We start from the raw sequence: 26,742 nt of genomic DNA, 5'->3' as shown, positions 1-26,742 counted from the left end.
ACAAGGAGAGAGGCTAGACCACTAGGGCGTTCGAAGGGACATGAGGACGACGCCCCGCTTCTGCTCCGAGGGCCCCGAGACGGCACAGGGCCGGTCCCCGCGAGCTGCCAGCAGACACCCGCCACAGCCACTCGCTGGGCAGCCGAACGAGAGCGACTCGCTGGTGAGCCGGCCGACCCGAGCCAGGTGGTCGACGGCCGCCTCGACGACGTCGCGCGGCAACCCGGTCGCGTGTTCCACGGCGGCGACGGAGCCGGAGCCGGACCTGATCGCCCCCAAGACCGCGCTGAGGGGACGAGCCGGCGCGGGCGTTCTCATGTGAGCATCCGTCCGACCTGGAAGACGGCCACCGCAAGGAGCCAGGCCACGGTGAGCTGGACGCCGATCCCGACCAGGGTCCACCGCAGCCCGACCTCTCGCGTCTGGGCGGCGAGGGTTGCCACGCAGGGTGTGTAGGCGAGGATGAAGACGAGGAAGGCCAGCACGGCGGGTATCGGGTGTCCACCGGACGAGTGCTCGAACGCCTGTCGGAGCTCCGCGGCCAGGCCCCCGGGTTGCGCGCTGCTCGCGGGTTCCTCAGTGGCGTACGTCTGGGCCCAGGACGAGACGACTGCTTCCTTTGCCACGAAGCCGACCATGAGGGCACCCGTCGTCTGCCACTGCCCGAAGCCGGCCGGCTCGAACACCGGTGAGACCGCCTGCGCCGTGGCGGCATAGAGGCTGTCGCCAGGAGGGACCTCGGCGAAGCCGGAGTCGCCCCGCACCGGCACGGACTGGAGGAGCCAGACCACGGTGACGGCTGCCACGATGATGCCTCCGGCCGTGCGGAGGAAGCCCTTGACCCGCAGCCAGCTGACCATGCCCACCACCCGGAGCGTGGGCCGCTGGTAGGGCGGCAGGTCGATCATCAACGGCTCGCCGCCCATGGTGCGCCAGAGCGTCGCCCGCAGCGCCAGGCCGACGAGGATGACGAGGACGATCGACACGAGGTACATGCCGAAGACGACGAGCCCCGCCTGGTCCGGCATGAAGGTCGTGGCGAGGAGGACGTAGACGGTCAGGCGCGCACTGCACGAGGTGAACGGCACGAGGAGGGCAGTGAGGATGCGGTGCCGGGCGTTGGGCAGGGCACGGGTCGCGCTGATGGCGGGCACGTTGCAGCCGAAGCCGACGACGAGCGGCAGGAACGCGCGCCCCGGCAGACCGATCAGACGCATCATCCGGTCGGTCACCACCGCGGCGCGGGCGAGGTAACCGGAGTCCTCGAGGACGGACAGGAGGATGAACATCAGGCTCATCACGGGCAGGAACGTCAGCAGCATGCCGACCCCGGCCACGAGGCCGTTGACGACGAGCCCGTGCAGCGGTGTCGCTCCGAGCCCGACCGCCTCCAGAGCCGCGGTTGCGCCGCTGGTGACCGGCCCTGAGAAGAGCGAGTCGAGGGCCGCCTGGAACGGCGCGGCCACGGTCGTCGTGGCCTGGAAGACGACGAACATGGCGGCGAGGAAGAGCAGCGGGCCAGTGACGGGGGCCGTCGCCCACCGGTCGATCCGGTCGGTCCACGTGCGCCGCCCGTCCCCGCTGGGGCGGGTGGCCCGGTCGACCACCTCGAGCACCCAGGCGAACCGCTCGTCGGCACGCTCGAGCTCAGCGACGTCACCGAGACCGCCGAGGTCATGCCCGCCCTGCCCTCCGTGCCCTTCGTGCCCTTCGTGCCCTTCGTGCCCTCCGTGCCCTTCGTGCACGTCGAGGTGGCAGCCGCGGGGCGTGGGCGCCGGCCGCTGCAGCACGCGGGCGACCGCACCCGCAAGGGCCTCCGTGCCCAGGCGACGACGAGGGTCCACGACGACGACCGGCAGGCCGAGGGCCTCCTCGAGGGCCTGGTCGTCGACCTCGATCGCACGCCGTCCGGCGAGGTCGGTCATGGTCAGGGCCACGACGAGCCGCAGTGAGTGCTCCCGCAGCTGGGCCACCAGGTGCAGGCTGCGCGCCAGGTGGGCTGCGTCGACGACAGCGACGACCACCTCAGGTCGGTCCTGGGCAGGGACGTCGACGACGAGTCGTCGCGTCAGCTCCTCGTCCGGCGACACGGGGTCGAGGCTGTAGGCGCCGGGCAGGTCGAGCAGTGCCACCTCGAGGGCAGCCCCGCCCGACCCGAGGAACCACGCGCCCTCGCCGACCTCCACGGTCGTGCCGGGCCAGTTGCCGACAGAGCGGCGGGCGCCGGTGAGCGCGTTGAACAGCGTGGACTTGCCGGAGTTCGGTGCGCCGACGAGGGCCACCTCCGGGGAGCCGGTCGACGGCTGCGCCTTGGCCGCCTGGCTCGCACAGGACGGGCACGCCGGCGCGGTGTCGTGCGTCGTCATGACTTCACCTGAACGGGCCACGCGTCCAAGGTCGCCCGGTCCAGGGCGATACGCGTCGTGCCGGTGGCGATGACCCGTCCGCGGCCCGCCGTCCGGTGCAGGATGACGACCTCGGTGCCGGCTCGCAGCCCGAGCTCGCCGAGGCGCCGCGTCGTGGCTGCCTCCAGGCGAGGCGCGGCCAGGACGACCGTGCTCCCCAACGGATGACGGGCCAGGGTCGGGCCGCGCGTCGACCCGTCGATGGGAACGGATGGGAGCTCGCTGCCAGAGGCCGGCTGTGTGCCCGGATCGCTCCGCCGGGACAGCCCGAAGAGGTTCACAAGGCGAAACATACTCCTCGGTTAGGTGTGCCTAACCTCCACAGGGCCAGAAGTGGCCGGGATCACGCCCCGAGCCTCACCGCGGCAGGCTGGAGACGCGCCAACCGCCCCGGCGCGCCTGCGGTCCGACGAGCCGCCACGCGGGGTCGGACCACGCCGACCGGGAGTGCGCGACCTCGCCCTCACCGGCCCCACCCACGGCAGCGAGCACCGCGACGAGGACCGCCGTCTCCTCGGCCGTCGGGTGGCCCCGCAGCACCCGCACCGCTTCGCTCGGCTCGCGGTGCTCCCCGGAGCTCACTTCGCCCGCCGCACCCCCCGATGCCCCCGAACCGGGCTCGTTCCTCGCGGTCTGGCCGGTCACAGCGGGATGTTCCCGTGCTTCTTGGGCGGCAGCGTCTCCCGCTTGTTCTTCAGCGCCCGGAGGGCACGAGTGACGTTCATCCGGGTGTTGGAGGGCGAGATGACCGTGTCGATGTAGCCGCGCTCGGCCGCGATGTAGGGGTTCGCGAGCGTCTCCTCGTAGTGGGCGATCAGCTCCTGTCGCTTGGCGTCCACGTCACCGCCCTCAGCCGCGACCGCGGCGAGCTCCTTGCGGTAGAGGATGTTGACCGCGCCCTGCGCCCCCATGACGGCGATCTGCCCGGTCGGCCACGCCAGGTTGATGTCGGCGCCGAGGTGCTTGGAGCCCATGACGTCGTAGGCGCCGCCGTAGGCCTTGCGGGTGATGACGGTGATCTTCGGGACGGTGGCCTCGCCGTAGGCGTAGATCAGCTTGGCGCCACGCCGGATGATGCCGTCCCACTCCTGGGAGGTGCCCGGGAGGAAACCCGGCACGTCGACGAAGGTGAGGACCGGCACGTTGAAGCAGTCGCAGGTGCGCACGAAGCGGGCGGCCTTCTCCGAGGCGTCGATGTCGAGCGTCCCGGCGAACTGCATCGGCTGGTTGGCGACCACGCCGACGGACATGCCGTCGACCCGGGCGAACCCGGTGATGATGTTGGGTGCGAACAGCGGCTGGACCTCGAGGAACTCACCGTCGTCGACGACGTGCTCGATGACCTGGTGCATGTCGTAGGGCACGTTGGGCGAGTCGGGGATGCAGGTGTCGAGCCACCGGTCCTCGTCGGTCACGGTGAGGTCGGCCTCGCCCTCGTCGTACGACGGCGGGGTCTCCATGTTGTTGCTCGGCAGGTAGGACAACAGCGCCTTGACGTAGTCGATGGCGTCCTGCTCGTCGGTGCCCATGTAGTGCGCGACGCCGGACTTGGTGTTGTGCGTCTTGGCGCCACCGAGCTCCTCGAAACCGACGTCCTCGCCGGTCACCGTCTTGATGACGTCCGGGCCGGTGATGAACATGTGGCTGGTCTGGTCGACCATGACGGTGAAGTCGGTGATCGCGGGGGAGTACACCGCCCCGCCCGCGCACGGGCCCATGACGAGGCTGATCTGGGGGATGACTCCCGAGGCGCGCACGTTGCGGAAGAAGATCTCGCCGTAGAGGCCGAGGGAGACGACGCCCTCCTGGATCCGAGCCCCGCCGGAGTCGTTGAGACCGATGACCGGGCACCCGATCTTCATCGCGAAGTCCATCACCTTGACGATCTTCTCGCCGAAGACCTCGCCGAGCGAGCCGCCGAAGACCGTGAAGTCCTGCGCGAACACCGCCACCTGGCGGCCGTCGACCATTCCGTAGCCGGTCACCACGCCGTCGCCGTAGGGGCGGTTCTTCTCCTGCCCGAACTGGTTGGACCGGTGCCGGGCGTACTTGTCCATCTCGATGAAGGTGCCCTCGTCGAGCAGCATCGCGATCCGCTCGCGGGCGGTCTTCTTGCCTCGCGCGTGCTGCTTCTCGACGGCACGCTCGGAGCCGGCATGCGCCACCTCGGCCACCCGACGCTTGAGGTCGGCGAGCTTGCCCGCCGTCGTCGTCAGGTCGATGGTCTGATCTGCCGTGATCTGATCTGCCTCGGCGGGGGCCTGCTCCGTTGCCATGGCGGCACTCTAGCCTTGCATGCGTGCGCGAACCGCTCGACCCCGACCTCATCCGTGCGGCATTGGTCACGTCCGGCCAGCCATGGCGGGCAGTGGAGTTCCATCCGTCGATGGGGTCGACGAACAGCCGGGCGACCCAGGTCATCCGGTCGTGGGGCGCGGGCGGGGGAGCCGTCTCCGCCGACTCCCCTCGGCCGTATGCCGCTGGGCTCGCTCCCGACGACGGTCCCCTCTGGCGCGTCGTCCTCACCGACGACCAGACGGGCGGGCGGGGCCGGCTGGGACGCTCCTGGGACGTCCCGGCGCGGGCCTCGGTCGCCGTCTCCGCGATCGTCCCCGCGCCCCGGGAGCCGGCGTGGGTGCCCCTGCTCGCGGGCGTGGCCCTCGCCCGAGCGATCGGGTCCGTGACGGCAGCCGGGGGGCTGCGGCTGGAGGCGCGGCTCAAGTGGCCGAACGACGTGCTCCTCCCGGCCGACGGCGACCGCAAGGTCGCGGGCATCCTGTGCGAGTTCACCGAAGGCCCCGGGGTCCGGGCGGTCGTCGTCGGGACCGGGGTCAACGTCGACCAGACCCGCGACGAGCTGCCGGTCGAGACCGCCACCTCGCTGCGTCTCGCCGGCGCCGACGTTCGTCGCGAGGACCTCGTCATCGCCTACCTGACCGAGCTGGCCGAGGTGCTCGACAGCGGTCCGCAGGGGCGCGCGGAATACCGGTCGGCGTGCTCGACCATCGGCGAGCACGTGCGGGTGCACCTGCCGAGCGGTGGCATCGCCGAGGGCCGAGCGGTGCGGGTGGACGACTCGGGAGCGCTCGTCGTCGACGTCGCCGGCGGGGAGCAGCCCTTCTCCGCAGGCGACGTGGTCCACGTGCGCCCCCGTGGCGGTGTGGCTGGCATGATCGGGCCATGACCGAGGCAGGCGGCTCCGAGGGGCCCGTCGGTCCCGAGGGAGCCGAGGAGCTGGAGGTCGGCCCGGAGACGGACGTCGACGCCAAGGACGTGACCGAGCGGCTGCTCGGCCGTCCGCTGGAGCTGCGGCGCCGCGACGTGACGCGCGAGGCCGGCGTCTCCCTCCTGTCTGCCCAGAAGTTCTGGAGAGCCCTCGGCTTCCCGGTCGTCTACACCGACGACGAGCTGTTCACCGATGCCGACGTCGACGCGTTGCGAACCGTCGCCGGCATCGTCCGGGAGGGCCAGGTCGACGAGCCGCTCGCGCTCGCGATGACACGCGCCGTCGCGCGCTCCGCGGATCGACTGGCGGTGTGGCAGGCCCAGCTCGTCGCCGAGGCGGTGGAGACGGAGCTGTCCGAGCACCTCGCCGCAGAGGTCGAGCCCGGGGCCGGCGCCGAGACGAGGGTCGTGCCCTCCTTCCGCACCGCGGCCGTGACCGCCCAGCGGATGGCCGACCTGGCCGACCAGTTCGAGCCTCTCGTGGTCTACGCCTGGCGGCGGCACCTCAGCGCGGCGATCTCGCGCATGGTCGCCGACGCCGATCCGGAGAGCTACGGCCTGGTGAAGATGCGCTCCGTCGGTTTCGCCGACCTCGTCAACTTCACCTCGCTCGTGCGCAAGATGTCCGAGCGCGACCTCGCCCGGCTCGTCCACCGTTTCGAGCGCCTGTCCGCCGACGTCATCACCGCGCACGGCGGGCGGCTCATCAAGACCGTCGGCGACGAGGTGCTCTTCACGACCGTGCAGGCCGCGCCCGCCGCCGCGATCGCCCTCGACCTGGTCGAGACCATCTCGCACGACGACGTGCTGCCCGAGGTGCGGTGCGGAATGGCTCGTGGCCCGATCGTCTCGAGCCTCGGCGACGTCTTCGGCACAACCGTCAACCGGGCTTCGCGCCTGACCGCCGTCGCCCAGGCCGGCACCGTGCTCGTCGATGCGCCGATGGCCCGCGAGCTCGCCACGCTCTCCGGGTTCCAGCTGACCGGCCAGCGCCGCCGGATCCTCCGCGGGGTCGGGCCGGTCTCCCCGTCGATGCTGCGTCGCGCCCCGGCCGAGGGTCGACGGGTGACCTGACCCCCTTCAGCCGCCTCCTGCTGTTCCACCCGAACCCACCCGAACCCACCCGAACCCAACCCACCCGAACCCACCCGAACCCAGAGGAGTCCCGCCGTGACCCAGCCCTCGAGCCCGAGCCTCGTGCGCGTCGAGCGGTTCGACGAGCCAGCCCTTGCCCACGTCGTCGAGCTCGTCCTGGACCGTCCCGCGGCCCTCAACGCCGTCTCGACCGCGATGGCCGAGGCGATCCGCGACGCCACCACCGCGATCGCCGCCGACGACACGGTTCGGTGCGTCGTGCTCACCTCGAGCCACGACAAGGCCTTCTGTGTCGGCGCCGACCTCAAGGAACGCAGCTCGTTCACCGACGCCGACCTCATGCAGCAGCGACCACTGGCCCGCGCGGCCTACGGCGGCGTCCTCGGCCTTCCGGTCCCGGCCATCGCCGCGGTCGACGGCTTCGCCCTCGGAGGAGGATTCGAGCTGGCCCTCTCCTGTGACGTCATCATCGCCGGGGACGGCGCACTCGTCGGGCTGCCCGAGGTCGGTGTCGGGGTCATCCCCGGCGGAGGCGGCACGCAGCTGCTCGTCCGCCGCGTCGGCTGGTCCCGAGCCGCCAAGGCGATCTTCTCCGCCGCCAAGCTGCCGGCCGCGGAGGCGCTCGCGATGGGAGCCGTCGACGAGGTCGTGCCGGCAGGGACGGCCCGTGACCGCGCCCTCGACCTGGCCCGGGCCGTCGCCGCCAACTCGCCCGTGGGACTGCGCAACGCCAAGCGGGCCATGCGACTCGGCTCCGACGTCGACCTCGCATCCGGGCTCGAGATCGAGGACGCCTGCTGGCGCGCCACAGCCTTCTCCGGCGACCGCCGCGAGGGCGTCGCCGCCTTCGCCGAGAAGCGCACACCCAACTGGCCCGGCCGCTGAGGGCACCCTCGGCGAGGAGCGAGCCCAGCGGCATACGGCATGGAGCTCCCCGTGCGACTTCTCGCGGGGACGGCGGCACGATCGCCCAGTGGCGCCGCCGAGCGATGTCGATAGGCTGCCCTTCGGGTCGGTGACCACCGGCCGCGCATGGCAGCGGGACGCGGCTCAACACGGCGATTCGAGGACGGTGACATGACGCGAGTGCTCCTGGCCGAGGACGACCCGGCGATCTCCGAGCCACTCGCCCGGGCCCTGCGTCGCGAGGGCTACGACGTGGATGTCCGTGAGGACGGTGCCGAGGCCCTCGAGGGCGCCAAGGACAACCCCGACCTCGTCCTCCTCGACCTCGGGCTGCCCAAGGTGGACGGGCTCGAGGTGTGCCGCCGGTTGCGGGCCGAAGGACGCAGCATCCCCGTGCTCATCCTCACCGCCCGTGCCGACGAGGTGGACACGGTCGTCGGTCTCGACGCCGGCGCCGACGACTACGTGACCAAGCCCTTCCGGCTCGCCGAGCTGCTCGCCCGGGTCCGCGCCCTGCTCCGCCGCACTCCGGCCGATTCCGCCCCCACCGGAGACCTCGTCCGGATCGACTCGGACGGACGACGCGCCTGGTTCAAGGGGGAGGAGCTGCAGCTGACGGCCAAGGAGTTCGACCTGCTCCGGGTGCTGGTCCGCGAGCAGGGCAAGGTGGTCCCCCGGGAGCAGCTGATGCGGGAGGTCTGGGACACCGCCTGGTTCGGGTCGACCAAGACCCTCGACATGCACATCTCCGTGCTGCGACGCAAGCTCGGCGACGACGCGACCTCACCGCAGTACATCGCCACCGTGCGTGGCGTCGGCTTCCGCTTCGAACGCCCCCAGCCGGAGTGACCATGCGGCGGACGCTCGAGCGGGTCACGCTCGTCACCGCGGCAACCACGGCCGGCGTCGCCGTCCTCGGCTCCACCGCGGTCGTCGCCTATGTCGTCACCCGCCGCCCTGACGTCGTCCAGCAGTTGCTCGCCGAGGAACCGTCCGTCGGGGTGATGCGCTTCGCGCTGGCGACGACGGCCGTCGCCCTCATCGGTTTCCTCGTCGGCCACCTCGTGAGCCGGCCCCTGCGCCGGCAGCTGGAGCGCGCCGCAACCGCCCTGGTCGAGCTCGCCGACCGCTTCGCCAACGGTGAGGCCAGGCTCAAGCCGCTCCGGTCCGGGACGGCCGAGCTCGACCACGTGTCGGACGTCATCACCCGGCGCGCCCACGACATGACCCGCTCGCTCGCGGCCGAGCGCGACTTCGCCTCCGACGCCTCCCACCAGCTCCGCACACCGCTCACCGCCCTCCTCATGCGCCTCGAGGAGATCGCCGAGACCGACGACGTCGACGCCGTCAAGGAAGAGGCGAACATCGCCATCGCCCAGGTCGAACGCCTGACCCGGGTCGTCGACGACCTGCTCGGGCGCTCGCGGGGCACCGGCGGACCCGCCCCGGCCGTCTCGCTCGACTCAGTCATCGCAGCACTCCAGCGTGAGTGGCAGCCGGCCTTCGAGCAGGCGCGGCGCTCGGTGCGGGTCAGGGGCGAGCGCGGCCTCTTCGTCCGGTCGACCCCGGTGGCCCTCTCGCAGGTCCTGTCGACGCTGCTCGAGAACTCCCTCGTCCACGGCCGTGGCACGGTCGACGTCCACGCCCGCCGGTCCGGGCCCTCGGTCATCGTCGAGGTCAGCGACCAGGGGGACGGGGTCGCGCCCACGATCGCGCCGCACATCTTCGAGCGCTCCGTGAGCAGCGGGACGGGCGGCAGCACCGGGCTCGGGCTCGCCCTGGCCCGCGACCTCGCCGAGGCGAACGGAGGGCGCCTCGACCTCGTGCAGGCCCAACCCGCGAGGTTCGCGCTGTTCCTCTCCGAGGCCGAGTCCGACTGAGCGGACCGGTCGAGGGACCCGCACGGCGAGGCCGGGTTAGTCTGCGCTGGTGAGAGGGCTGCGGGAGTACGTGTTGGAGCGGCACCGGCACAACTGGCTGCTGCTGCTCCGCTTCGGGCTCGTCGGGGCGTCCGGGGTGGGCGTCAACCTCGCCACCCTGATCCTCGTCAAGCGGCTCGGGCCGGACCCGGACCTCGCCGTCATCGGACTGCCCGTCTCCGACTACAACCTGCGCTGGTACCACGTGTTCTCCACGGTTGCGTTCCTCGTCGCCAACCTGTGGAACTTCCAGCTCAACCGGACCTGGACCTTCCGGAGCGGACGTCACGCCGCCTGGTGGCGCGAGTACTGGCCCTTCCTGGCGGTGGGCCTGCTCGGGCAGGTCCTCGGGCTGCTGCTCCTCACGCTCCTCATGCACCGCGAGTCCCCGCTCGCCCTGCCGAGCGACCTCCTCGACGACTCGACCGGACTGCGGACGCGCCTCTACTGGGCCCAGCTCGTCGTCATCGCCGTCGTCACGCCCCTCTCGTTCGTGCTGAACAAGCTGTGGACCTTCGCGGCGGTGCGCACGCGGCACACCGAGCTGGCCGACCCCGTCCACACCGAGGCGGTCCTCCACGGCGCGCTCGGCGGTCCGGGCAGCATCGACGATCTGGACGAGGAAACGACCGAACGCGCTGCCCACTAGGCTTGGGCGCCGTGACCGAGCCGAAGCGTGCCCCAGGAGGCTTTCCCGTCGTCGGCGTCGTCGGCGGCGGCCAGCTCGCCCGGATGATGCAAGGCCCTGCCATCGAGCTCGGCATCCAGCTGTCCGTCCTCGCCGAGGACGAGGTCGCCGCAGCAGCCCTCGTCATCCCGTCCTCGCCCGTCGGGAAGCACACGCGGCTCGACCACGTCCTCGACTTCGCGAGGTCCTGCGACGTCGTCACGTTCGACCACGAGCACGTCCCGCAGGACGTCCTGCAGGCCCTCGAGGACGAAGGCATCGTCATGCACCCGAGCCGGTCGGCGCTGCGCTACGCCCAGGACAAGCTCGCGATGCGTCGCCGGCTGACCGAGCTCGGCATCGCCTGCCCCCGCTGGGCCGTGGCGCAGGAGGCCGTGGACGTCGATCGTTTCGGCGCCGAGGTCGGGTGGCCCATCATCGTCAAGACACCCCGCGGTGGATACGACGGCAAGGGGGTCCTCCTCGCCTCCTCCACCGCCGACGTCGTCGACTGGCTCGCCCACGTCGGTGAGCCCGGGCCGATGTCCGACGGGCTCCTCCTCGAGGAGCGGGTTGCCTTCACGCGGGAGCTCGCGGCCCTCGTCGCCCGCAGCCCGTCAGGGCAGGCGGCAGCCTGGCCGGTCGTCGAGACCGTCCAGACAGCCGGCATCTGCACGGAGGTCCTCGCGCCCGCTCCCGACCTCGATCCGGACCTCGCCTCGGTCGCCACCGAGGCGGCCCTCCGCGTCGCCGGCGAGCTCGGCGTCACCGGCGTCCTCGCCGTGGAGATGTTCGAGGTGCCCGGTCCCGACGGGCGCCCCGGCTACGTCGTCAACGAGCTCGCCATGCGGCCGCACAACAGCGGGCACTGGTCGATGGACGGTGCGGTCACGGGGCAGTTCGAGCAGCACCTCCGAGCCGTGCTCGACCTGCCGCTCGGCGACCCACGTCCCCGCGCCACCTGGACGGCGATGGCCAACGTCCTCGGCGGCGACTACCCCGAGCTCTACCCGGCCTACCGGCACATCATGGCCCGCGACCCGGGGGCCAAGGTCCACATGTACGGCAAGGGCGTCCGGCCCGGCCGCAAGCTCGGCCACGTCAACGTCAGCGCGCCCGACCTCGCCCAGGCGCGCGAGCGAGCGCGACACGCGGCCGACTACCTCCAGGGCGTGATCACGGAATGAGGCACGAGTGACCGAGCAGAGCAAGCAGCCCATCGTCGGCATCGTGATGGGCAGCGACAGCGACTGGCCCGTCATGCGTGAGGCCGCGTCGGTGATGGCCGACTTCGGCATCCCCTACGAGGCCGACGTGGTCTCCGCCCACCGGATGGCCGAGGAGATGATCGCCTACGGCAAGGCGGCCGCCGGACGTGGCCTCCGCGTCGTCATCGCCGGGGCCGGGGGAGCGGCCCACCTGCCGGGAATGCTGGCCTCGGTCACGCCTCTGCCGGTCATCGGCGTGCCCGTGCCCCTCACCTACCTCGACGGCATGGACTCCCTCCTCTCGATCGTCCAGATGCCCGCCGGCGTCCCGGTCGCAACGGTCTCCATCGGCGGCGCGCGCAACGCGGGGCTGCTGGCGGCCCGGATCGTCGGGACCGCTGACGACGATCTCGGACGCGCCGTCCGCGCCCGGATGAACGACTTCCAGATCGCGCTCCGGGACCAGGCCCACGCGAAGGGCGCGGCGCTGCGCGACGAGGTCGCCAAGGGCCTCTGAGCGATCGAAAGAGCAGTTCGCGACACGCGCCGCCTGGGGGTGCCCCCGCGCCCACTGTCGCGAACTGCTCTTTCGATCGTCGTGAACTGCTCGTTCGATCGTGGGGGAGTGCCTTCGTCGGTCAGCCGGAGATGGCCCCGGCAGCGTCACCGGGCTCGATGCGGGGCCACTCGATCTTGGGGCAGGTGTCCATGACCACCGCGAGGCCCGCATCCGTGGCGCGCGTCGCGGCGTCCTCGTCCACGACGCCGAGCTGCAGCCACAGGGCTCCGATGCCGAGCCGATCCTTCTCGGCGATCGCCTGGTCGACGCAGTCGCCGACCCGCGAGCTGTTGACGTAGAAGTCGACGACGTGCACGGTCGTGCCGTCCGGGATGTCGGCGAGTCGGGCGTAGCCCTGGAAGCCGTGGACCGCCGCCGCACTCGGGTGGATCGGGACGAGGTTCATGCCGAGCTCGCGGGTGAGCCACAGGGACACGCTGTGGGCGGTGCGGCTCGGATTGTCCCCGAGGCCCACCACGGCCCAGGTCGCCGGTGTGTGGAGCAGGTCCCTGATGACGGCTGGGTCGTTGTGGTGCATACCTCCATCCTCACACGGACGGGTGGCCACACGCCCGAGAGAGCGGTGTCGATGCGTGACAGGATGACGAGCATGAGATTCGGACTCTTCGTGCCACAGGGCTGGCGGATGGACCTCGTTGGGATCGAGCCGGAGCGGCAGTGGGAGGCGATGGCCGGCGTGGCCAAGCACGCTGACGACGGCGACGTCTTCGAGTCGATCTGGGTGTACGACCACTTCCACACCGTGCCGATCCCGTCCGAGGAGGCGACTCACGAGGCGTGGACCCTGATGAGCGCCTTCGCGGCCTCGACGAGCAGGGTCCGGCTGGGGCAGATGTGCACCTGCATGAGCTACCGCAACCCGGCCTACCTGGCCAAGGTCGCCGCCACGGTGGACGTCATCTCAGGCGGGCGCCTCGAGATGGGCATCGGCGGCGGCTGGTACGAGCACGAGTGGCGTGCCTACGGCTACGGCTTCCCGTCCGCCGGCGAGCGGCTCGGTCGGCTGCGCGAAGGGGTGCGGATCTTCCGCGACATGTGGACGACGGGGTCGGCCACGCTCGACGGGAAGTACTACCAGGTCGACGGGGCGCTCTGTGCCCCCCGGCCGCTCCAGGGCACGTCGCTCCCGGGATCCGAGAGCAACGGCATTCCGATCTGGGTCGCCGGCGGCGGGGAGAAGGTGACGCTTCGCATCGCGGCGCGCTACGCCGACTACACGAACTTCTTCGACGACGCCGAGACCTTCTCCCGCAAGAGCGACATCCTCGCCCAGCACTGCACGGACGTCGGCCGCGACTTCGAGTCGATCGTGCGGACGGGTGACTTCAACGTCGTCATCGGCGAGACCGAGGCGGAGGTCGAGGACCGGCTCCGCTTCCACGCCGACCTGCTTCGCAAGGGCGGCGTCTCGGAGCAGCGGGCCGAGCGACACATCGCCGACCTGCGCACCCAGCCCGCCGTGGGCACCCCGGAGCGTGTGATCGAGGTGCTGCGCGACATGGAGCGTCGGGGAATGGCCTACGGAATCCTCTACTTCCAGGAGGCGGCGTACGACCGCTCAGGCATCGAGCTGTTCGAGAGAGCAGTCGCCCCCGAGCTGCGCGCCTGACCGCGTCACCACGCCGTCCAGCCGCCGTCCACGGCGATGACCTGCCCGGTCACGTAGGCGGCGGCGTCGGAGGCGAGCCAGGCCACCACCCCCCGGAAGTCGTCCTCGGTCGCCATCCGTCCCAGCGGGGTCAGGTGCTCATAGCGCGCGACGAAGGACTCGTCCTGGCCGCGCGCGATGCCCCCCGGGGCGAAGGCGTTGACGCGGATGTCCGGTGCCAGGACCGTCGCGAGGTAGCGGGTCAGCTGCGCGAGACCACCTTTCGACGCGGCGTACGCGGCTGGGTTGCCCATGCGCGTGCCCTCGTAGAGCCCCATGTTGGGGCCCACGAGACCGTAGATGCTCGAGACGTTGATGACGCTGCCGTGGCCCTCGGCGCGCAGCAGCGGTGCGAGCTGCCGGGTCAGGGAGAAGGGCGCCGTGAGGTTGAGCGCGAGGGCCATCGCGAACGCCTCGTCGGTCTGCTCGTCGAACGGGACGGCGTAGCCGGGCACGCCGGAGGTGCCGGTGAAGGCGGCGTTGTTGACGAGCACGTCACACGCGCCGATCTCCTGGACGGTGCCGACCACCGTCGCGATCCCGGGGGGCTCGAGAAGGTTCGCCGAGACGGCAACGTGCCCGCTGCCCTGGAGCGAGCGAGCAGTGGCGGTGCAGCCGTCCTCGTCGAGGTCGACGACGACGACGCGGGCGCCGGCGTCGGCGAGGGCGGCGGACAGGACCGAGCCGAGCGGCCCGGCTCCGCCGGTGACGACAGCGGTCCGGCCGCTGAGATCAGCGAGAAGCGGGAGGGCCGACGGGCCCGTGTGGTCGTGTCGGGGTGCCGTCATCGAGCGGTCTCCTCCGTGGTCCGGTCGAGCCAGGGCAGCGTGATGAGACCCGCTGCGACGAGGGCCTCGATGAGGCGGAACTCGTACTCGTCGTCGATCGAGAACGCCTGCGACTCGGGGATCTCGGCGCCGGCATGGCGCCCCTCGTCGAACCAGGACGAGTCGAGCGCCCGGACGAACTCTGCGCGCCAGAGGTAGAAGTTGCCGTTGATGCGCAGGAACCGCTCGGCGTCCTGGCGGCGCGTGACCCCGGTCCCCGCTTCGAAGTACCGCTCCAGCGCGCCGTCCGGTGCCTTGCCGTGCCGCACCCCGACCCAGGTCGGGTTGAAGGTCGGCTCCGAGACGCTGATGACACCGTCGAGGTCCTCGCTGGCGAACAGGCGGTCCGCGGCCGCGGCGAGCTGCTGGGGGACGCGCGCGGGCGAGGTCGGGTCGAGAAGGAGCACAGCGGCATACGGCCTGCCGTCCTCCCGCTCGCACCACTCCAGCGCGTGGCGGACGACGGGCGCCATGGGCGTGTCGTCCGTGGCCAGCTCCGCCGGGCGCAGGAAGGGAACGTCCGCGCCGAACCGGCGGGCGACGGCGGCGATCTCGGCCGAGTCGGTCGAGACGATGCACCGGGTGACCTCCGGCGTCAGCGCGGCCGCACGGATGCTGTGCGCGATCAGGGGCAGGCCGGCCAGGGAGCGGATGTTCTTGCCCGGCAGCCCCTTCGAGCCGCCCCGCGCCGGGATGACCGCCAGGATGCGTCGAGACGTCATGACCGTGACCTTGCCTGGTCGCACAGGTCGAGCGTCGCCAGGCCTTCGGCAAGGGTGGCGGGGGCTCCGGCCGTATGCCGCTGGGCCGGGTCGGTGTCGGGCGCGAGCTCGAGCGCTGCGCGGGCCTGGGTGACCATGACCGTGTCGCGGTCGAGGTCGGCCGGGAACGCGGTGCTCGTCGCTCGGCTGACGCTGTCGACGTGGGTGACCGTCGCGGTGGGCACGTCCCAGAGCAGGGCCCCGTCGGGGCCGTGGATCTCGACGCCGCGTGAGGTGGGCCGGGTGACGTAGTCGAGCCGGCAGGTGACGGTTGCCAGCTCGGTGTGCCACAGCAGCGTCGCCGCCTGCTCGGCGTGGATGTCGAGCGGGCCGGTGTGCTCGAGGCGGGCGCCGAGCAGCGTGGGGCGGCCGAAGAGGACGGCGGCGTAGTCCAGCTCGTGGACCAGGTCTCGCAGCACGCCACCCTCGTCCGGGCGCGCGGAGTAGGAGTCGCGGTAGTCCCGGTCGGGGCGCCAGTCCGGAAGCCAGGAATGGCACCTGACATGGGCGGACACCGGCGCTCCGACGAGGTGGAGGCGGGTCGACAGGTGCCGGAACGCCTCGTGGGCCCGCAGTGGTGCGGCCACCCAGACGTCCGCTGCGCGGGGATGGTCGGCGAGAGCCGCCGCGTCGCCACGGGTCGGGGCGACCGGCTTCTCGAGGAGGACGCGGCCCGCCCCGGCCTCGAGCGCGGCGACGGCGTCGGTCACGTGACGGCTGGTGTCGGTCGCGACGACCACGAGATCTGCCGACGAGAGGGCAGCGGGCCCCGTCAGGTCGTCGAGGATCTGCTGGTCGCCGGTGCGCGCGCCCCGGGGTCGGACTGGCCAGACCGAGACGTCCGCGCCGAGCATGCCCAGGACCCGGGCGTGCCGCTGGCCGATGGACCCGGCCCCGCGGATGACGACACGTCGTCCGTCGTGGGAGGGGGTCACCGGGCCGAGGTCGGACACGACAGCACCTTCTCACGGGCGTGCGGATATCCGCTGGCGCCATCCTGTGTCGTCCGTCGTCCCCTGCCTGCCCCGTGGCTCCTGAGCCGGTGAGTCGGGGCGCACTCCAGCCTGTGGATCGCGGGGCCACTCGAGCGGGTGGGTGTGGACTGCGGGGCCACTCGAGTCGGACGGGGGGGTCAGGAGACGTGCTCGGCGAGCCGGAGGACCGCGTCGGCCACCTCCGGCCCGAACATCACCTCGTCGTTGTGGTCGGCCCCGGCGAGCACGAGCCGCTCGACGAGTCCCGGTGCCGCGTCGGCCACCCCAGCGCTCAGGCCGGGCGGCACGATCGAGTCCCGGTCCCCGTCGATCACCGTTGCCGGGACCGTGCTCTCGGCGAGGTACGACTCGACCTCGAACCGGTCCCGCAGCACGCGGCGCACCGGGAGCCACGGGTAGTGGTGCGCGCCCACCTCGACGAGGCTCGGGAACGGGGACCGGAGCACGATGCCGGCAGGACGCGTCGCTGACTGCAGCGCCGCGACGACGCCGGTGCCGAGGGACTCGCCGAAGTAGATGGTCCGACCGGGTGGGTAGCCGAGGTCCGCGAGCGCGGCCACCGCGGCTGCGGCGTCGATCAGCAGGCCCTCCTCGCTGGGCGTCCCCGGGTTGCCGCCGTAGCCCCGGTAGTCCATCAGGAGCACTGCCAGGCCGCGCCGGCTCAGCTCTCTCGCGAGACCCGCGCGGCCCTCCCGGTGGCCGCCGTTGCCGGGCGCGACGAGAACGGCGAGCTCCTCCCCGGTGGGGGAGCGGGCCGGCACGAACCACGCCCCGAGCTCCAGACCGTCGAAGGTGCGCAGCACGACGTCCCGCGCCCCGGCGATCACCGTGCCGGCGGGGGGAGCCGCGGAGGAGTCCGGGAAGTAGATGAGCCGCCGGTGCAACCCGGCCATCACGCCGACTGCCACCACCACCGCCAATCCGAGTGCGAGGGCCACGACCCCGAGCCGGGTCAGCCTCCGGCGGCCACCAGACCGGCCCCGAGTGACCATGCCCCATCGTTTCCCCTCCATGTCGCCGGGGCAACACCGAGAGCCGGCACCACCGTGAGCACGAGCGGGCGGTACCTTCGGTCGGGTGACGACCGACCCCGAGGCCACGGCGCCACCGGCGGGAGCGGCAGGCTCCCTGGCCGGGCACTCGGTCGTCTACCTCGTCGGGACGGCCCTGCAGGGGCTCGGCATCCTGCTGATTCTGCCGTTCGCGACCCGGCTGCTCGGCGACGCGGAGTACGGCAAGGTCGCGACCGCGCTCGTCGTCGTCCAGATGGTCGGGACGATCGCTGCGGCGGGACTGCCCCAGGTGATCCTCCGGGAGTACCACCGCGGGCTCGACGGCCCGACCGCGGCGCGGGCCCTCGCGGGCACGATGACCCTCCTCGCCGTCGGTCTGGCCGTCGTCGGGGTGGCGACGGGCGCCGTCCTCGCCGCAGCGGGTCGGGCTGACCTCGGGGAGTGGACGCTCGTCGTGGCGGCATCCGCCGCCCTGACCGTGGTGGTCGCCGGACAGGCCCTGTCGCGAGCGCGGCTTCGCCCCTTCGAGTTCCTCGGCCTGGCCGTGGCTGCGACCGTGGTGGCCCACCTCGCGGGTCTCGTCGCGGCGCAGTCCGACCGCAGCGGCCGCACCTACCTCACCGCGTACACGGCCGCGCTCGTGCTCGCGGCGCTCGCTGCCGTCGCGGTGGGCCGGCCCCTCCTGCCGGGCGCCGCGCGGGAGAGGACCCGGGCCGGGATCCGGCTCGCGGCGCCGCTGCTGCCCCATGCCGTGGCCATGCTGGCCCTGCTCATGGGCGATGTCCTCCTCGTCAACGTGTTCCTGGGTCAGGCCGCGGCGGGTGCGTACCAGGTGGCGCTGCAGCTGGCGAACATGCCCTTCGTGCTGGCCGTCGCGCTCTTCAACGCGTGGAGCCCCCTCGTCCTCTCCCACCCAGTGGAGCGGCGCTGGGACTGGACTGCCCGCACGGCCTCGCCGCTCGTCCTCGTCGTCGGCGGCGGGGCAGCCGGGGTGGCGCTCCTGGGCCCGTGGCTCGTCCGGCTCATGGCGCCCGACTTCCCGCAGCGCCCGATGTGGACCTCGCTCGGGCTGATCACCCTCGTGTCGATCGTCTACATGGTCTACCAGGGGGCGTCCCTCGCCGTCCTCGACCGCGAGCGCACCTCGAGGCTGGCCGTCGCTGCAGCCGGCGCCGTCGTCGTCCTCGTCGTGCTGGCGGCCTCGTTCGCGGGCAGCACGGGCTTGGCTGGGGTGGCCGGCGCCAAGGCGGTTGCCTACCTCGTCCTCATGGCGCTGACCGTGGAGGCAGCGAGGAGGCTGACGACGCTGCGCTTCGACCGGTGGCTCTGGGGCGGCGCAGCGGCGGCGGCCGCGCTGAGCATCGCCGGGGCGACGCTCCCGTCGTCGGGAGCCGGTGCCGTGGTCCGGCTCGTCCTCGTCGCCCTCGTCGTCGCGGCTGGCCTCGCGCTCGCACCACGCGTCCTGCGCGGCCTACGCGGCTAGGATGACGACGGCCTGAAACGCCGCCCCCGCTCACCCGCGCTCATCCCCGGAAGCGAGCCCAGCGGCATACGGCCTGACCTTCGATCCCGACCCGAGGAGAGACGCCTTCGTGGTGACACCGCTGGTCCACATGGGACTCGGCTACGACGACCTGCTCGTGCCCGCCCTCGTCCACGCGGGGTTCGACACCCGGGACCTCATCCTCGTCGTCCGCACCGACGCCAACCTCGCCTGGGTCCGTCGGCACGCGCCGCACGCGACGACGGTGCGGCTGCCCTATGCGGCGGCCCGGAAGGCCAACGTCGTGAGCGGGCTGGCGCCGCATGCCGCCCTCAAGCGCGCCTGCGCCGGCGTGGGGCTCGACGTGCTCGACCTGCTCGTGTCGGAGCGCGCGCTGCGCCGCAACCGGGTCGACACGGCGATGAACTTCCTCAACCTCGCCGCGGAGCACCTCGAGGAGGCGATCGTCGGCCGCGGTCCCATCCTGGCGCTCACCGAGTTCACCGTGACCTCCGAGCTGCTCACGGCCGGGCTCGTCACCCACCACGGTGGGCTGGCAACCTGGCCACGTGGGATCCGCCTGCCCTCCGACCGCTTCGGTCTCATCGGGGCTCCCCAGGGGATCACGCTCTTCGAGCGTCCCGTCGAGGACCCCGGCGCCCTCGACGCCGGCAAGCGGTTCATCGAGACCTGGCGCACCGAGCACGGGCGACCGATGGGGTACGCCCGCAACCTCAAGGTCGAGTCCGGCCAGGAGATCTGGCGGCTCGCGACCGACCGCGTGCGCGAGTTCGCCGTCGACCGCGGGGCCAACCTCCAGCTGCCGAAGCCGAGCGACTACACCCGGCTGCCCTGGCTCAACCCGGTCAAGGCGCGGCTCAACCTCCGCGAGTACCGGACCCGCCGGTGGGACCCCGTCCCGGAGCGGTTCGTCTTCCTGCCGCTTCAGGTTCAGCCCGAGTCGAGCGTTGACGTCATGGGGCAGGAGTGGCGCGACCAGGCATACACGGCAAGGGTGCTCGCCGATGCGTTGGCTCCGTTGGGCGTCGGGGTGGCGGTCAAGGAGCACGCCCACTTCATGTGGCGGCGGGACCCCGACTACTGGCCACAGTTCGACGTCCACCCCAACATCGCGACGATCGACCCGTTCGCCGACTCGCGTGAGCTGATGAAGCAGGCCCTCTTCACCGTCACGGCGACCGGCACCGTCGGCCTCGAGGCGGGCCTGCTCGGCCTGCCCGTCGTGACCGGTGCCGCGATGCCGTGGAGCGACCTGGCCAACGTGCGCCGGCTCCGCACCCCGGACGACCTCCCCGACTTCGTCGCGTCACGGGGTTGGGAGTCGCTGCGCGCCACGGAGGCCGAGATCGACGAGTGGTTCGTCCACTCCTACGTGCGCAACTCCTGGGAGGGGCTCGTCCTCGACCCGCCGCGCGTCCCCGCCGTCCTCGAGCCGGCCAACATCCGCCGCATCGGGGAAGCCTTCGCCGAGGCCGCCGGCACGCTGGGTGGTCACCATGACTGAGATGCCGTATGCCGCTGGGCTCGCCTCCCGCCCACCCTCGCCCCCGCGCGGGGCGGGCTGGGTCGTCTTCGGCGCCGGCGGGCACGCCGCCTCGGTCGTCGACGTGCTGGAGCGGCTCGGCGAGTCGGTGGTGGCCGTCGTGGGTGACGCCGGTGTCCGGCACTGGCACGTGGACGTGCTCGGCGACGAGGCCGAGGCCATCGAGCGCGTCGTCGCCGAACGGCTGCGGGCGGTCGTCGCGATCGGTGCACCTGACCCGCGGATGGCGGTGCTGGGGCGGCTGCGCACGGCAGCAGAGTTCGCCCGCACCACCCCCCTCCGATCGAGAGAGCAGTTCGCGACAGGGACCCCGGTGCCGCAGAGCGCTCTTCCGACTGAGGAGCGGGCAGTGTCGCGAAGTGCTCTTTCGACTGAGGTGGTGGCACCGGCTGTCGTCGCGGCGAGCGCGACCGTGGCCCGCGACGTCGAGCTCGGACCGGGCGCTGTGGTCCTCGAGCACGCCCACGTGGGTCCCGGCTCCCGGCTGGGGGCCGGGGTCATCGTCAACACCGGCGCGATCGTCGAGCACGACTGCGTCGTCGGTGACGGCTGCCACGTGGCGCCGGGAGCAGTGCTCCTCGGCGCGGCGCGGGTCGGGGACCGCAGCTTCGTCGGGTCCGGCGCACGGGTCCTCCCCGGGGTCGAGGTCGGGGCCGACGTGACCGTCGGAGCCGGGGCCGTCGTGACCCGCGTGGTCCCTGCGGGAGGCACCGTCCTGGGCGTCCCCGCCAGACCGGCTCACCGACTCCCGGTGGAGGGCACGCACCCATGAGCACCGTGACCATCGCAGGAACCGCCATCCCGAGCGAGGGCGACGTCTATGTCATCGCCGAGGCGGGCGTCAACCACAACGGGGACGTCGAGCTCGCCCACCGCCTCGTCGACATCGCAGCCGCCTCCGGCGCCGACGCGGTCAAGTTCCAGACGTTCTCCCCGGACAAGCTCGTCTCGTCGACGGCCGCGACGACGCCCTACCAGCGCGACCGGGGCGGGAGCGCGGACCAGCGGTCGCTCCTCGAGGCGCTGACCCTGCCCGAGACGGCCTGGGCCGAGCTGCGCGCTCACGCGACCGACGCCGGGATCACCTTCCTCTCGACGCCCTTCGACCTCGACAGCGCGGAGTTGCTCGTCGCGCTCGGTCTGCCTGCGCTCAAGGTGAGCTCCGGAGAGCTGACCAACCTGCCCTACCTCCGAGCCCTCTCCGGCCTCGGTGTGACCCTCCTCGTCTCGACCGGGATGGGCTCGGCCGACGAGGTCGCCCTCGCGGTGGACGCCTGCCGGGCGGCGCCCGGCCTCATCCTCTTCCACTGCGTGTCGGCCTATCCTGCGCCGATCGAGGAGTGCAACCTGCGCGCCATCCCGGTGCTGGCCTCCGCCCACGGCGTCCCCGTCGGCTGGTCGGACCACACCCCCGGGCTGACGACCGCCCTCGGGGCGGTGGCCCTCGGCGCCCCCATCCTCGAGAAGCACTTCACGGCCGATCGCACCCTGCCCGGCCCCGACCACCTCGCCAGTCTGGAGCCGCAGGAGCTGACCGACTACGTCGCGGCGACCAAGCAGCTCGCCCGCGCCCTCGGCGACGGTGTCAAGCGGCGGATGCCCTCGGAGCAGGAGAACGCCGTCCTGGTGCGCCGCTCGTGGCACGCCGCCGTCGACCTGCCCGCAGGGACCGTGCTCGAAGGACACCACCTGTCGCTGCTGCGACCCGAGGACGGCCTCAGCCCGGCGCTCGACCTCCGCGGCCGCGTCATCGCGCGAGCCGTCGCCGGCGGGGCGCCGATCACCGACGCGGACCTGGGCGACTGATGGGCGACGCGCGCACCGTGGCCGTCTTCGTCGGGACGCGGGCCGACCTCGGGCCGCTCACCCCGGTCATCAGCGTCCTGGCCGAGGCGACCGACATCGACCTGCACCTGCTCACCGGAGTCATGTACGCAGCCGACGAGCTGGTGCGTGCCCTGCCCCGGGCCGCGAGGTCAGCCGCCGTCGTCCACGCGCTCGCCGAGCCGATGGGGGAGATGACGGTCGAGGCCCAGCTCGAGCAGGGTGCCCGACTCTCCGCCGCAGCCGGTGAGGTGCTCGCGCAGATCCGGGCGGACTCGCTCGTCGTCCTCGGCGACCGGTGGGAGCTGCTCTACGTCGTGCCCCCCGCCTTCCTCCTCGGCGTGCCGATCGTCCACCTCCACGGCGGCGAGGTCACCGAGGGAGCCGTGGACGAGCGGATCCGGCACGCCGTCACCAAGCTGGGCGACGAGCACTGCGTCGCCTCTCCCGACGCCGCCCAGCGCCTCGCGCAGATGGGCGAGCCCGAGGCCCGGATCCACGTGACCGGCGCCCCCGGCCTCGACCGGCTGGCCGAGGCCGCGCCGCTCGACGACGCGGCCCTCGCCGGGCTCCTCGGCGTCGACCGGGTCGAGCGACCCGTGGCCCTGTTCACCTACCATCCACCGACGGCGCAGGCCGGGGCTCCGGTGGGGCAGTGGGCTCTGGCCGCGGCGGAGGCGACCCTTGCCGTCTGCGGCACGGTCATCGGGACCCACCCCGGGATGGACGAGGGGCGGGACGAGATCATCACCGCCCTCACGGCGCTGGCAGCGCGCGAGCCCCGGTTCCGGTTCCTCGATGCCATCGGGGTGCGGTACCCGCGGGTGCTCGCCGCAGTGGATGTCGTCGTCGGCAACTCCTCCTCCGGCGTCATCGAGGCCGCCACGCTCCACCTGCCCGCCGTCGACGTGGGCGAGCGCCAGCGTGGCCGGCTCCGCGGCGACAACGTCACCCATGCGACCGAGGGACGCGAGGCCGTCGAACGGGCCGTCCGGCTGGCCCTCTCGCCGGAGTCCCGCACCCGGGCCCGGGCCGTCGTCAACCCCTACGGGAGTGGTGACGCGAGTCACCGCATCCTCGCTATCGTGCGGAGGGCCGGTGGCGCCGGACGGGTCAAGCCGTTCGTCGACACAGCGGCCAGTGGGAGGACCGACGACAACCCCGGGGACCGGGCACAGGGTGAGGAGGTGGCACCGTGACCGCGCCAGAGCTGTCCGCTGAGCTGCTGAGGTCCATCGCGCCCACGTCCGCGACCCTGCGAGACGCCCTGCTCGTCATCGACCGCAGCGGCACTCGCGTCTGCCTCCTCGTCGACGCGGCCGGTCGGCTCGCGGGACTGCTGACCGATGGCGACCTGCGCCGCGCGATCCTGCGCGGCCGCAGCCTCGAGGACCGCGCGATCGACCACGCAACCACCTCGCCGCACACCGTCGCCGCCGGCTCGCCGCGGGCGCTCGTCGTCGACCTCCTCACGGCGCTGCACGTGTCCGTGGTCCCCGAGGTCTCCGAGGACGGCACCCTCATTGGCCTGCACACGCTGTCCGACGTCGTGGGCGCCCGTCCATTGCCCAACGTCGCCGTCATCATGGCCGGAGGTCGCGGCTCGAGGCTCGGCGACCTCACGAAGGACACCCCCAAGCCGCTCATGACGGTCGCCGGCAGGTCGATCATCGAGTGGCTCATCCTCGGCCTCGTCGGCGACGGGATCCGCGACATCCACGTCAGCGTCAACTACCTGGCCGACCAGATCGAGGACCACCTCGGGGACGGGTCGCGGCTCGGCTGCTCGGTGCGCTACCTCCGCGAGGAGCCCGAGCGGCCGCTCGGCACGGCCGGTTCCCTCACCCTGCTGCGCGCGCAGCGGCCGGACCTGGGCAACCCCGTGCTCGTCATGAACGGCGACCTCATGGTCCAGTTCGACGCCGGCGACCTGCTGCGGACCCATCGCCGGACCGGGGCCACCGTGACGATGGCCACCCGCACCTACCAGCACGAGGTCCCGTTCGGCGTCGTCGAGAGCGAGGCCGGACGCGTCGTCCGGATCTCGGAGAAGCCGACCATCTCGCTCGACATCAACGCCGCCGTCTACGCCGTCGAACCGCATGCCCTCGCCTGGCTTCCGGAGGGACGGCCCAGCGGGATGCCGGACCTCGTCGAGACCTGCCTGTCCAACGGCGAGGTCGTCACGGCCTGGCCGATCGGGAGCGACTGGATCGACGTGGGCACCCCGACCGACCTCGCCCGAGCCAAGGGGCACGCCTGAAGGGCACCCGGCCCAGCGGCATACGACATGGATGAACCCAACGAAAAGGCAACTGTGACCAGCACTCCCGACATCGGCCCCGCCCTGCACCCGCGACCCATCGACGGGTCGGTCGCCGGCAGGACCGTCCTCGTGACCGGCTCCGACGGCTTCATCGGCAGCCACACCGTCGAGCGGCTGCTCGCCGACGGGGCGAGGGTCCGGGCGTTCTGCCTCTACAACTCCAACGGCTCGCTCGGCTGGCTCGACGAGAGTGAGGCGTTCGCGCAGGGCCTTCGGGACGGACAGGCGGAGGTCGTCCTCGGTGACATCCGCGACCCCGAGCACGTCGCGGCCTCCGTCGAGGGCGTCGACGTCGTGCTCCACCTCGCGGCGCTCATCGCGATCCCGTTCTCGTACGTCGCGCCCCGGTCCTACGTCGAGACCAACGTCATCGGCACGCTCAACGTCCTCGAGGCGGTGCGGCGCCACGGCACCCCGCGCCTCGTCAACACCTCGACGTCCGAGGTGTACGGCACACCGGAGGAGGTGCCGATCACCGAGAACCACCCCCTGCGGGGTCAGTCTCCCTACTCCGCGACGAAGATCTCCGCCGACAAGATGTGCGAGTCCTACGCGCTGTCCTTCGAGACGCCGGTCATGACGCTGCGGCCGTTCAACACGTTCGGCCCGCGGCAGTCGGCCCGGGCGGTCATCCCGACCGTCCTGTCCCAGCTGCTCGCCGGCGCCGAGCAGGTGCGCCTGGGAGACACCACCCCCAAGCGGGACTTCACCTTCGTCACCGACACGGCCGACGGCTTCGTCCGAGCGGCCCTGTCCGACGTGGCCCCGGGGACCACGATCCAGCTGGGGACCGGACGGACGGTGTCGATCGGCGAGATCGTCGAGATCTGCCGCACCGTCACCGGCAGCACCGCAGAGATCGTCACCGACCAGGCCCGGATCCGACCGGAGGCGTCCGAGGTCCAGGTCCTGCTGTCGGACCCCACCCGGGCCAACGAGGTCCTCGGCTGGGCACCGACGGTGTCGCTCGAGGAGGGGCTGGCCCGGACGGCTGAGTGGTTGCGACCTCGCGTCGACCCGGAGAAGGCTGCGCGGTACCACCGATGAGCGAGCGACTGGCGGACGGGGGAGCGCACCCGGAGACGCACGCCCCCGGAGCCCGAGGGGCCGCCGGGACGATCCCACTCGCCGTGCCCAACATCGGGGCACTGGAGCGCCACTACGTCGTCGAGGCCGTCGAGTCGGGCTACGTGTCGTCCGTCGGTCCCTTCGTGGCGGAGTTCGAGGACCGCTTCGCCCACCGCGTCGGGGCGAAGCACGCCATCGCCTGCTCCAGCGGCACCGCCGCCATCCACATCGGTCTGATCCTCCTTGGCGTCGAGCAGGGCGACGAGGTGCTCTGCTCCGACTTCACCTTCGTCGGCTCGGTCAACCCCATCGCCTACCTGGGCGCCCGCCCGGTCTTCGTCGACTCGGAAACCCGCACGTGGAACCTCGACCCACAGCTCGTCGCGGCCGAGCTGGACCGTCGGGCCGCGGCCGGCGAGGCGCTGCCCAAGGCCGTCGAGGTCGTCCACGTCCTCGGCCAGCCGGCCGACATGGAGCCCATCGTCGACGCCTGCGACCGTCACGGGGTCGCGGTCCTCGAGGACGCCGCAGAGTCACTGGGCGCCGGCTGGTCGGCCGGCCGCTACGGAGGGAGGCACACCGGCACGGTCGGTCGTCTGGGCTGCTTCTCGTTCAACGGCAACAAGATCGCGACCACCGGCGGTGGCGGCATGATCGTCACCGACGACGATGCGTTGGCCGAGCGCGCCCGCCACCTGACGACCCAGGCCAAGGTGCCCGACGTGGGGTACCTCCACGACGAGGTCGGCTACAACTACCGGCTGACCAACATCGCTGCGGGACTCGGTCTCGCGCAGCTGGAGCGGCTGGACGAGTTCATCTCGGCGAAGCAGCGGATCGCGCACCGCTATGACGAGGCGCTGTCGGACCTGCCCCTGGACCTGCCGCCACGCGTGCCCGGTTTCGACGCGACCTACTGGCTCTACTCCGTCATGGTGTCCGAGCGCGACGGTCGGGGACGGGACGAGCTGCTCGCCCACCTCGAGCGCCGCGGCGTCGGAGCGCGCGCCCTGTGGCGGCCCCTGCACGCCCAGCCGCCGTTCGCCGACGCCCCCGTCCTCGGCGGCGCGGTCGGGGAGGGCTTCTTCGCGCGTGGCCTGTCGCTGCCCTGCTCCACGGACCTGGCCGAACGAGACCAGCAGCGGGTCATCGACGCGGTGCGCGCCTTCTTCAGCTGATCGGAGCCCGGACGCCCGCATCGCTCGGGGCCCCGTCACCGTAGGTTTGG

The 26,742-nt window shown here is 72.3% G+C and carries 27 protein-coding genes; 17 read left to right on the top strand and 10 right to left on the bottom strand.

Annotation, left to right across the window (positions count from 1 at the left end):
• Positions 1-21 precede the first annotated feature (21 nt).
• The 5 genes from ABWV20_RS15685 to ABWV20_RS15665 all read right to left on the bottom strand — a co-directional run bounded on the left by ABWV20_RS15685 (position 22) and on the right by ABWV20_RS15665 (position 4,681).
• Complete coding sequence (locus ABWV20_RS15685) at positions 22-318, bottom strand: hypothetical protein (protein ID WP_353356686.1); 297 nt, start codon at positions 316-318, stop codon at positions 22-24.
• Entirely contained in the window at positions 315-2,366 is a 2,052-nt protein-coding gene (gene feoB, locus ABWV20_RS15680) for a ferrous iron transport protein B (protein ID WP_353356684.1), read from the bottom strand. Before feoB ends, ABWV20_RS15685 begins: the two co-directional genes overlap by 4 nt.
• Positions 2,363-2,686, bottom strand: coding sequence for a FeoA family protein (locus ABWV20_RS15675; RefSeq protein WP_353356682.1), 324 nt, complete (start codon positions 2,684-2,686; stop codon positions 2,363-2,365). Before ABWV20_RS15675 ends, feoB begins: the two co-directional genes overlap by 4 nt.
• Before the next feature lie 76 nt (positions 2,687-2,762).
• Positions 2,763-2,987 carry an acyl-CoA carboxylase epsilon subunit gene (locus tag ABWV20_RS15670; RefSeq protein ID WP_353356680.1) on the bottom strand — a complete coding sequence of 75 codons (225 nt, stop codon included), beginning with the start codon at positions 2,985-2,987 and terminating at the stop codon, positions 2,763-2,765.
• A 59-nt stretch (positions 2,988-3,046) separates the two neighbouring features.
• Positions 3,047-4,681, bottom strand: coding sequence for an acyl-CoA carboxylase subunit beta (locus ABWV20_RS15665; RefSeq protein ID WP_353356678.1), 1,635 nt, complete (start codon positions 4,679-4,681; stop codon positions 3,047-3,049).
• 23 nt (positions 4,682-4,704) lie between these two features.
• On the opposite strand from ABWV20_RS15665, the gene ABWV20_RS15660 reads away from it, so the two are divergent.
• From ABWV20_RS15660 to purE, 8 genes are all read left to right on the top strand, one after another.
• A complete protein-coding gene (locus ABWV20_RS15660) occupies positions 4,705-5,589 on the top strand; it encodes a biotin--[acetyl-CoA-carboxylase] ligase (protein ID WP_353356676.1) in 885 nt (294 codons plus the stop codon).
• A complete protein-coding gene (locus ABWV20_RS15655) occupies positions 5,586-6,704 on the top strand; it encodes an adenylate/guanylate cyclase domain-containing protein (protein ID WP_353356674.1) in 1,119 nt (372 codons plus the stop codon). Before ABWV20_RS15660 ends, ABWV20_RS15655 begins: the two co-directional genes overlap by 4 nt.
• A gap of 96 nt (positions 6,705-6,800) precedes the next feature.
• Entirely contained in the window at positions 6,801-7,610 is an 810-nt protein-coding gene (locus ABWV20_RS15650; RefSeq protein ID WP_353356672.1) for an enoyl-CoA hydratase/isomerase family protein, read from the top strand.
• A 192-nt stretch (positions 7,611-7,802) separates the two neighbouring features.
• Positions 7,803-8,480 carry a response regulator transcription factor gene (locus tag ABWV20_RS15645; protein ID WP_353356670.1) on the top strand — a complete coding sequence of 226 codons (678 nt, stop codon included), beginning with the start codon at positions 7,803-7,805 and terminating at the stop codon, positions 8,478-8,480.
• A gap of 2 nt (positions 8,481-8,482) precedes the next feature.
• A complete protein-coding gene (locus tag ABWV20_RS15640) occupies positions 8,483-9,511 on the top strand; it encodes a sensor histidine kinase (RefSeq protein WP_353356668.1) in 1,029 nt (342 codons plus the stop codon).
• 49 nt (positions 9,512-9,560) lie between these two features.
• Positions 9,561-10,199: a GtrA family protein gene (locus ABWV20_RS15635; RefSeq protein ID WP_353356666.1), complete on the top strand. Its 639-nt coding sequence runs from the start codon at positions 9,561-9,563 to the stop codon at positions 10,197-10,199.
• A gap of 11 nt (positions 10,200-10,210) precedes the next feature.
• Positions 10,211-11,404 carry a 5-(carboxyamino)imidazole ribonucleotide synthase gene (locus ABWV20_RS15630; RefSeq protein ID WP_353356664.1) on the top strand — a complete coding sequence of 398 codons (1,194 nt, stop codon included), beginning with the start codon at positions 10,211-10,213 and terminating at the stop codon, positions 11,402-11,404.
• A gap of 46 nt (positions 11,405-11,450) precedes the next feature.
• Entirely contained in the window at positions 11,451-11,942 is a 492-nt protein-coding gene (gene purE / locus ABWV20_RS15625) for a 5-(carboxyamino)imidazole ribonucleotide mutase (protein WP_353356760.1), read from the top strand.
• A 121-nt stretch (positions 11,943-12,063) separates the two neighbouring features.
• On the opposite strand, the gene ABWV20_RS15620 is transcribed toward purE, so the two are convergent.
• Complete coding sequence (locus tag ABWV20_RS15620; protein ID WP_353356662.1) at positions 12,064-12,522, bottom strand: CoA-binding protein; 459 nt, start codon at positions 12,520-12,522, stop codon at positions 12,064-12,066.
• 72 nt (positions 12,523-12,594) lie between these two features.
• Here ABWV20_RS15620 and ABWV20_RS15615 point away from each other — a divergent pair, with 72 nt between their 5' ends.
• Positions 12,595-13,614 (top strand): LLM class F420-dependent oxidoreductase, encoded by a 1,020-nt coding sequence (locus tag ABWV20_RS15615; protein ID WP_353356660.1) that lies wholly within the window; start codon positions 12,595-12,597, stop codon positions 13,612-13,614.
• Positions 13,615-13,619: 5 nt separating this feature from the next.
• Here ABWV20_RS15615 and ABWV20_RS15610 read toward each other — a convergent pair whose 3' ends face one another.
• The 4 genes from ABWV20_RS15610 to ABWV20_RS15595 form a co-directional block, all read right to left on the bottom strand.
• A complete protein-coding gene (locus tag ABWV20_RS15610; protein ID WP_353356658.1) occupies positions 13,620-14,441 on the bottom strand; it encodes an SDR family oxidoreductase in 822 nt (273 codons plus the stop codon).
• Entirely contained in the window at positions 14,438-15,202 is a 765-nt protein-coding gene (locus tag ABWV20_RS15605) for an acylneuraminate cytidylyltransferase family protein (protein WP_353356656.1), read from the bottom strand. Before ABWV20_RS15605 ends, ABWV20_RS15610 begins: the two co-directional genes overlap by 4 nt.
• Positions 15,199-16,194: a Gfo/Idh/MocA family protein gene (locus tag ABWV20_RS15600; protein WP_353356654.1), complete on the bottom strand. Its 996-nt coding sequence runs from the start codon at positions 16,192-16,194 to the stop codon at positions 15,199-15,201. The genes ABWV20_RS15605 and ABWV20_RS15600 overlap by 4 nt, the downstream gene beginning before the upstream one ends.
• A gap of 179 nt (positions 16,195-16,373) precedes the next feature.
• Positions 16,374-17,228, bottom strand: coding sequence for an alpha/beta hydrolase (locus tag ABWV20_RS15595; RefSeq protein WP_353356652.1), 855 nt, complete (start codon positions 17,226-17,228; stop codon positions 16,374-16,376).
• Positions 17,229-17,313: 85 nt separating this feature from the next.
• Here ABWV20_RS15595 and ABWV20_RS15590 point away from each other — a divergent pair, with 85 nt between their 5' ends.
• The 8 genes from ABWV20_RS15590 (at position 17,314) to ABWV20_RS15555 (ending at position 26,692) form a co-directional block, all read left to right on the top strand.
• Complete coding sequence (locus ABWV20_RS15590) at positions 17,314-18,732, top strand: lipopolysaccharide biosynthesis protein (RefSeq protein ID WP_353356650.1); 1,419 nt, start codon at positions 17,314-17,316, stop codon at positions 18,730-18,732.
• Between the two features lie 109 nt (positions 18,733-18,841).
• Positions 18,842-20,257 (top strand): hypothetical protein, encoded by a 1,416-nt coding sequence (locus tag ABWV20_RS15585; protein WP_353356648.1) that lies wholly within the window; start codon positions 18,842-18,844, stop codon positions 20,255-20,257.
• Entirely contained in the window at positions 20,250-21,068 is an 819-nt protein-coding gene (locus ABWV20_RS15580) for a PglD-related sugar-binding protein (RefSeq protein WP_353356646.1), read from the top strand. The genes ABWV20_RS15585 and ABWV20_RS15580 overlap by 8 nt, the downstream gene beginning before the upstream one ends.
• On the top strand, positions 21,065-22,102 hold the full coding sequence (locus ABWV20_RS15575) for an N-acetylneuraminate synthase family protein (protein WP_353356644.1): 1,038 nt from the start codon (positions 21,065-21,067) through the stop codon (positions 22,100-22,102). Before ABWV20_RS15580 ends, ABWV20_RS15575 begins: the two co-directional genes overlap by 4 nt.
• On the top strand, positions 22,102-23,319 hold the full coding sequence (neuC, locus tag ABWV20_RS15570) for a UDP-N-acetylglucosamine 2-epimerase (protein ID WP_353356642.1): 1,218 nt from the start codon (positions 22,102-22,104) through the stop codon (positions 23,317-23,319). The genes ABWV20_RS15575 and neuC overlap by 1 nt, the downstream gene beginning before the upstream one ends.
• Positions 23,316-24,383, top strand: a complete 1,068-nt coding sequence (locus ABWV20_RS15565) for a sugar phosphate nucleotidyltransferase (RefSeq protein ID WP_353356640.1) — start codon at positions 23,316-23,318, stop codon at positions 24,381-24,383. Before neuC ends, ABWV20_RS15565 begins: the two co-directional genes overlap by 4 nt.
• A gap of 54 nt (positions 24,384-24,437) precedes the next feature.
• Positions 24,438-25,493, top strand: a complete 1,056-nt coding sequence (locus ABWV20_RS15560; RefSeq protein WP_353356638.1) for an SDR family NAD(P)-dependent oxidoreductase — start codon at positions 24,438-24,440, stop codon at positions 25,491-25,493.
• Positions 25,490-26,692 (top strand): aminotransferase class I/II-fold pyridoxal phosphate-dependent enzyme, encoded by a 1,203-nt coding sequence (locus ABWV20_RS15555; protein ID WP_353356636.1) that lies wholly within the window; start codon positions 25,490-25,492, stop codon positions 26,690-26,692. Before ABWV20_RS15560 ends, ABWV20_RS15555 begins: the two co-directional genes overlap by 4 nt.
• Positions 26,693-26,742 lie beyond the last annotated feature (50 nt).

The organism is Intrasporangium sp. DVR, from assembly GCF_040365325.1.
In the GTDB taxonomy this organism is placed as follows: Bacteria; Actinomycetota; Actinomycetes; order Actinomycetales; family Dermatophilaceae; genus Intrasporangium.
The sequence above is the reverse complement of the archived record's forward strand: the minus strand, read 5'-3'. Positions and strand labels throughout refer to the sequence as shown.

Coding starts and splice junctions, on each gene's coding strand:
- ABWV20_RS15685 (WP_353356686.1), bottom strand. CDS start 318: ATGAGAACGCCCGCGCCGGCTCGTCCCCTCAGCGCGGTCTTGGGGGCG.
- feoB (WP_353356684.1), bottom strand. CDS start 2,366: ATGACGACGCACGACACCGCGCCGGCGTGCCCGTCCTGTGCGAGCCAG.
- ABWV20_RS15665 (WP_353356678.1), bottom strand. CDS start 4,681: ATGGCAACGGAGCAGGCCCCCGCCGAGGCAGATCAGATCACGGCAGAT.
- ABWV20_RS15655 (WP_353356674.1), top strand. CDS start 5,586: ATGACCGAGGCAGGCGGCTCCGAGGGGCCCGTCGGTCCCGAGGGAGCC.
- ABWV20_RS15645 (WP_353356670.1), top strand. CDS start 7,803: ATGACGCGAGTGCTCCTGGCCGAGGACGACCCGGCGATCTCCGAGCCA.
- ABWV20_RS15640 (WP_353356668.1), top strand. CDS start 8,483: ATGCGGCGGACGCTCGAGCGGGTCACGCTCGTCACCGCGGCAACCACG.
- purE (WP_353356760.1), top strand. CDS start 11,451: ATGGGCAGCGACAGCGACTGGCCCGTCATGCGTGAGGCCGCGTCGGTG.
- ABWV20_RS15620 (WP_353356662.1), bottom strand. CDS start 12,522: ATGCACCACAACGACCCAGCCGTCATCAGGGACCTGCTCCACACACCG.
- ABWV20_RS15615 (WP_353356660.1), top strand. CDS start 12,595: ATGAGATTCGGACTCTTCGTGCCACAGGGCTGGCGGATGGACCTCGTT.
- ABWV20_RS15610 (WP_353356658.1), bottom strand. CDS start 14,441: ATGACGGCACCCCGACACGACCACACGGGCCCGTCGGCCCTCCCGCTT.
- ABWV20_RS15605 (WP_353356656.1), bottom strand. CDS start 15,202: ATGACGTCTCGACGCATCCTGGCGGTCATCCCGGCGCGGGGCGGCTCG.
- ABWV20_RS15595 (WP_353356652.1), bottom strand. CDS start 17,228: ATGGTCACTCGGGGCCGGTCTGGTGGCCGCCGGAGGCTGACCCGGCTC.
- ABWV20_RS15580 (WP_353356646.1), top strand. CDS start 20,250: ATGACTGAGATGCCGTATGCCGCTGGGCTCGCCTCCCGCCCACCCTCG.
- ABWV20_RS15575 (WP_353356644.1), top strand. CDS start 21,065: ATGAGCACCGTGACCATCGCAGGAACCGCCATCCCGAGCGAGGGCGAC.
- neuC (WP_353356642.1), top strand. CDS start 22,102: ATGGGCGACGCGCGCACCGTGGCCGTCTTCGTCGGGACGCGGGCCGAC.
- ABWV20_RS15555 (WP_353356636.1), top strand. CDS start 25,490: ATGAGCGAGCGACTGGCGGACGGGGGAGCGCACCCGGAGACGCACGCC.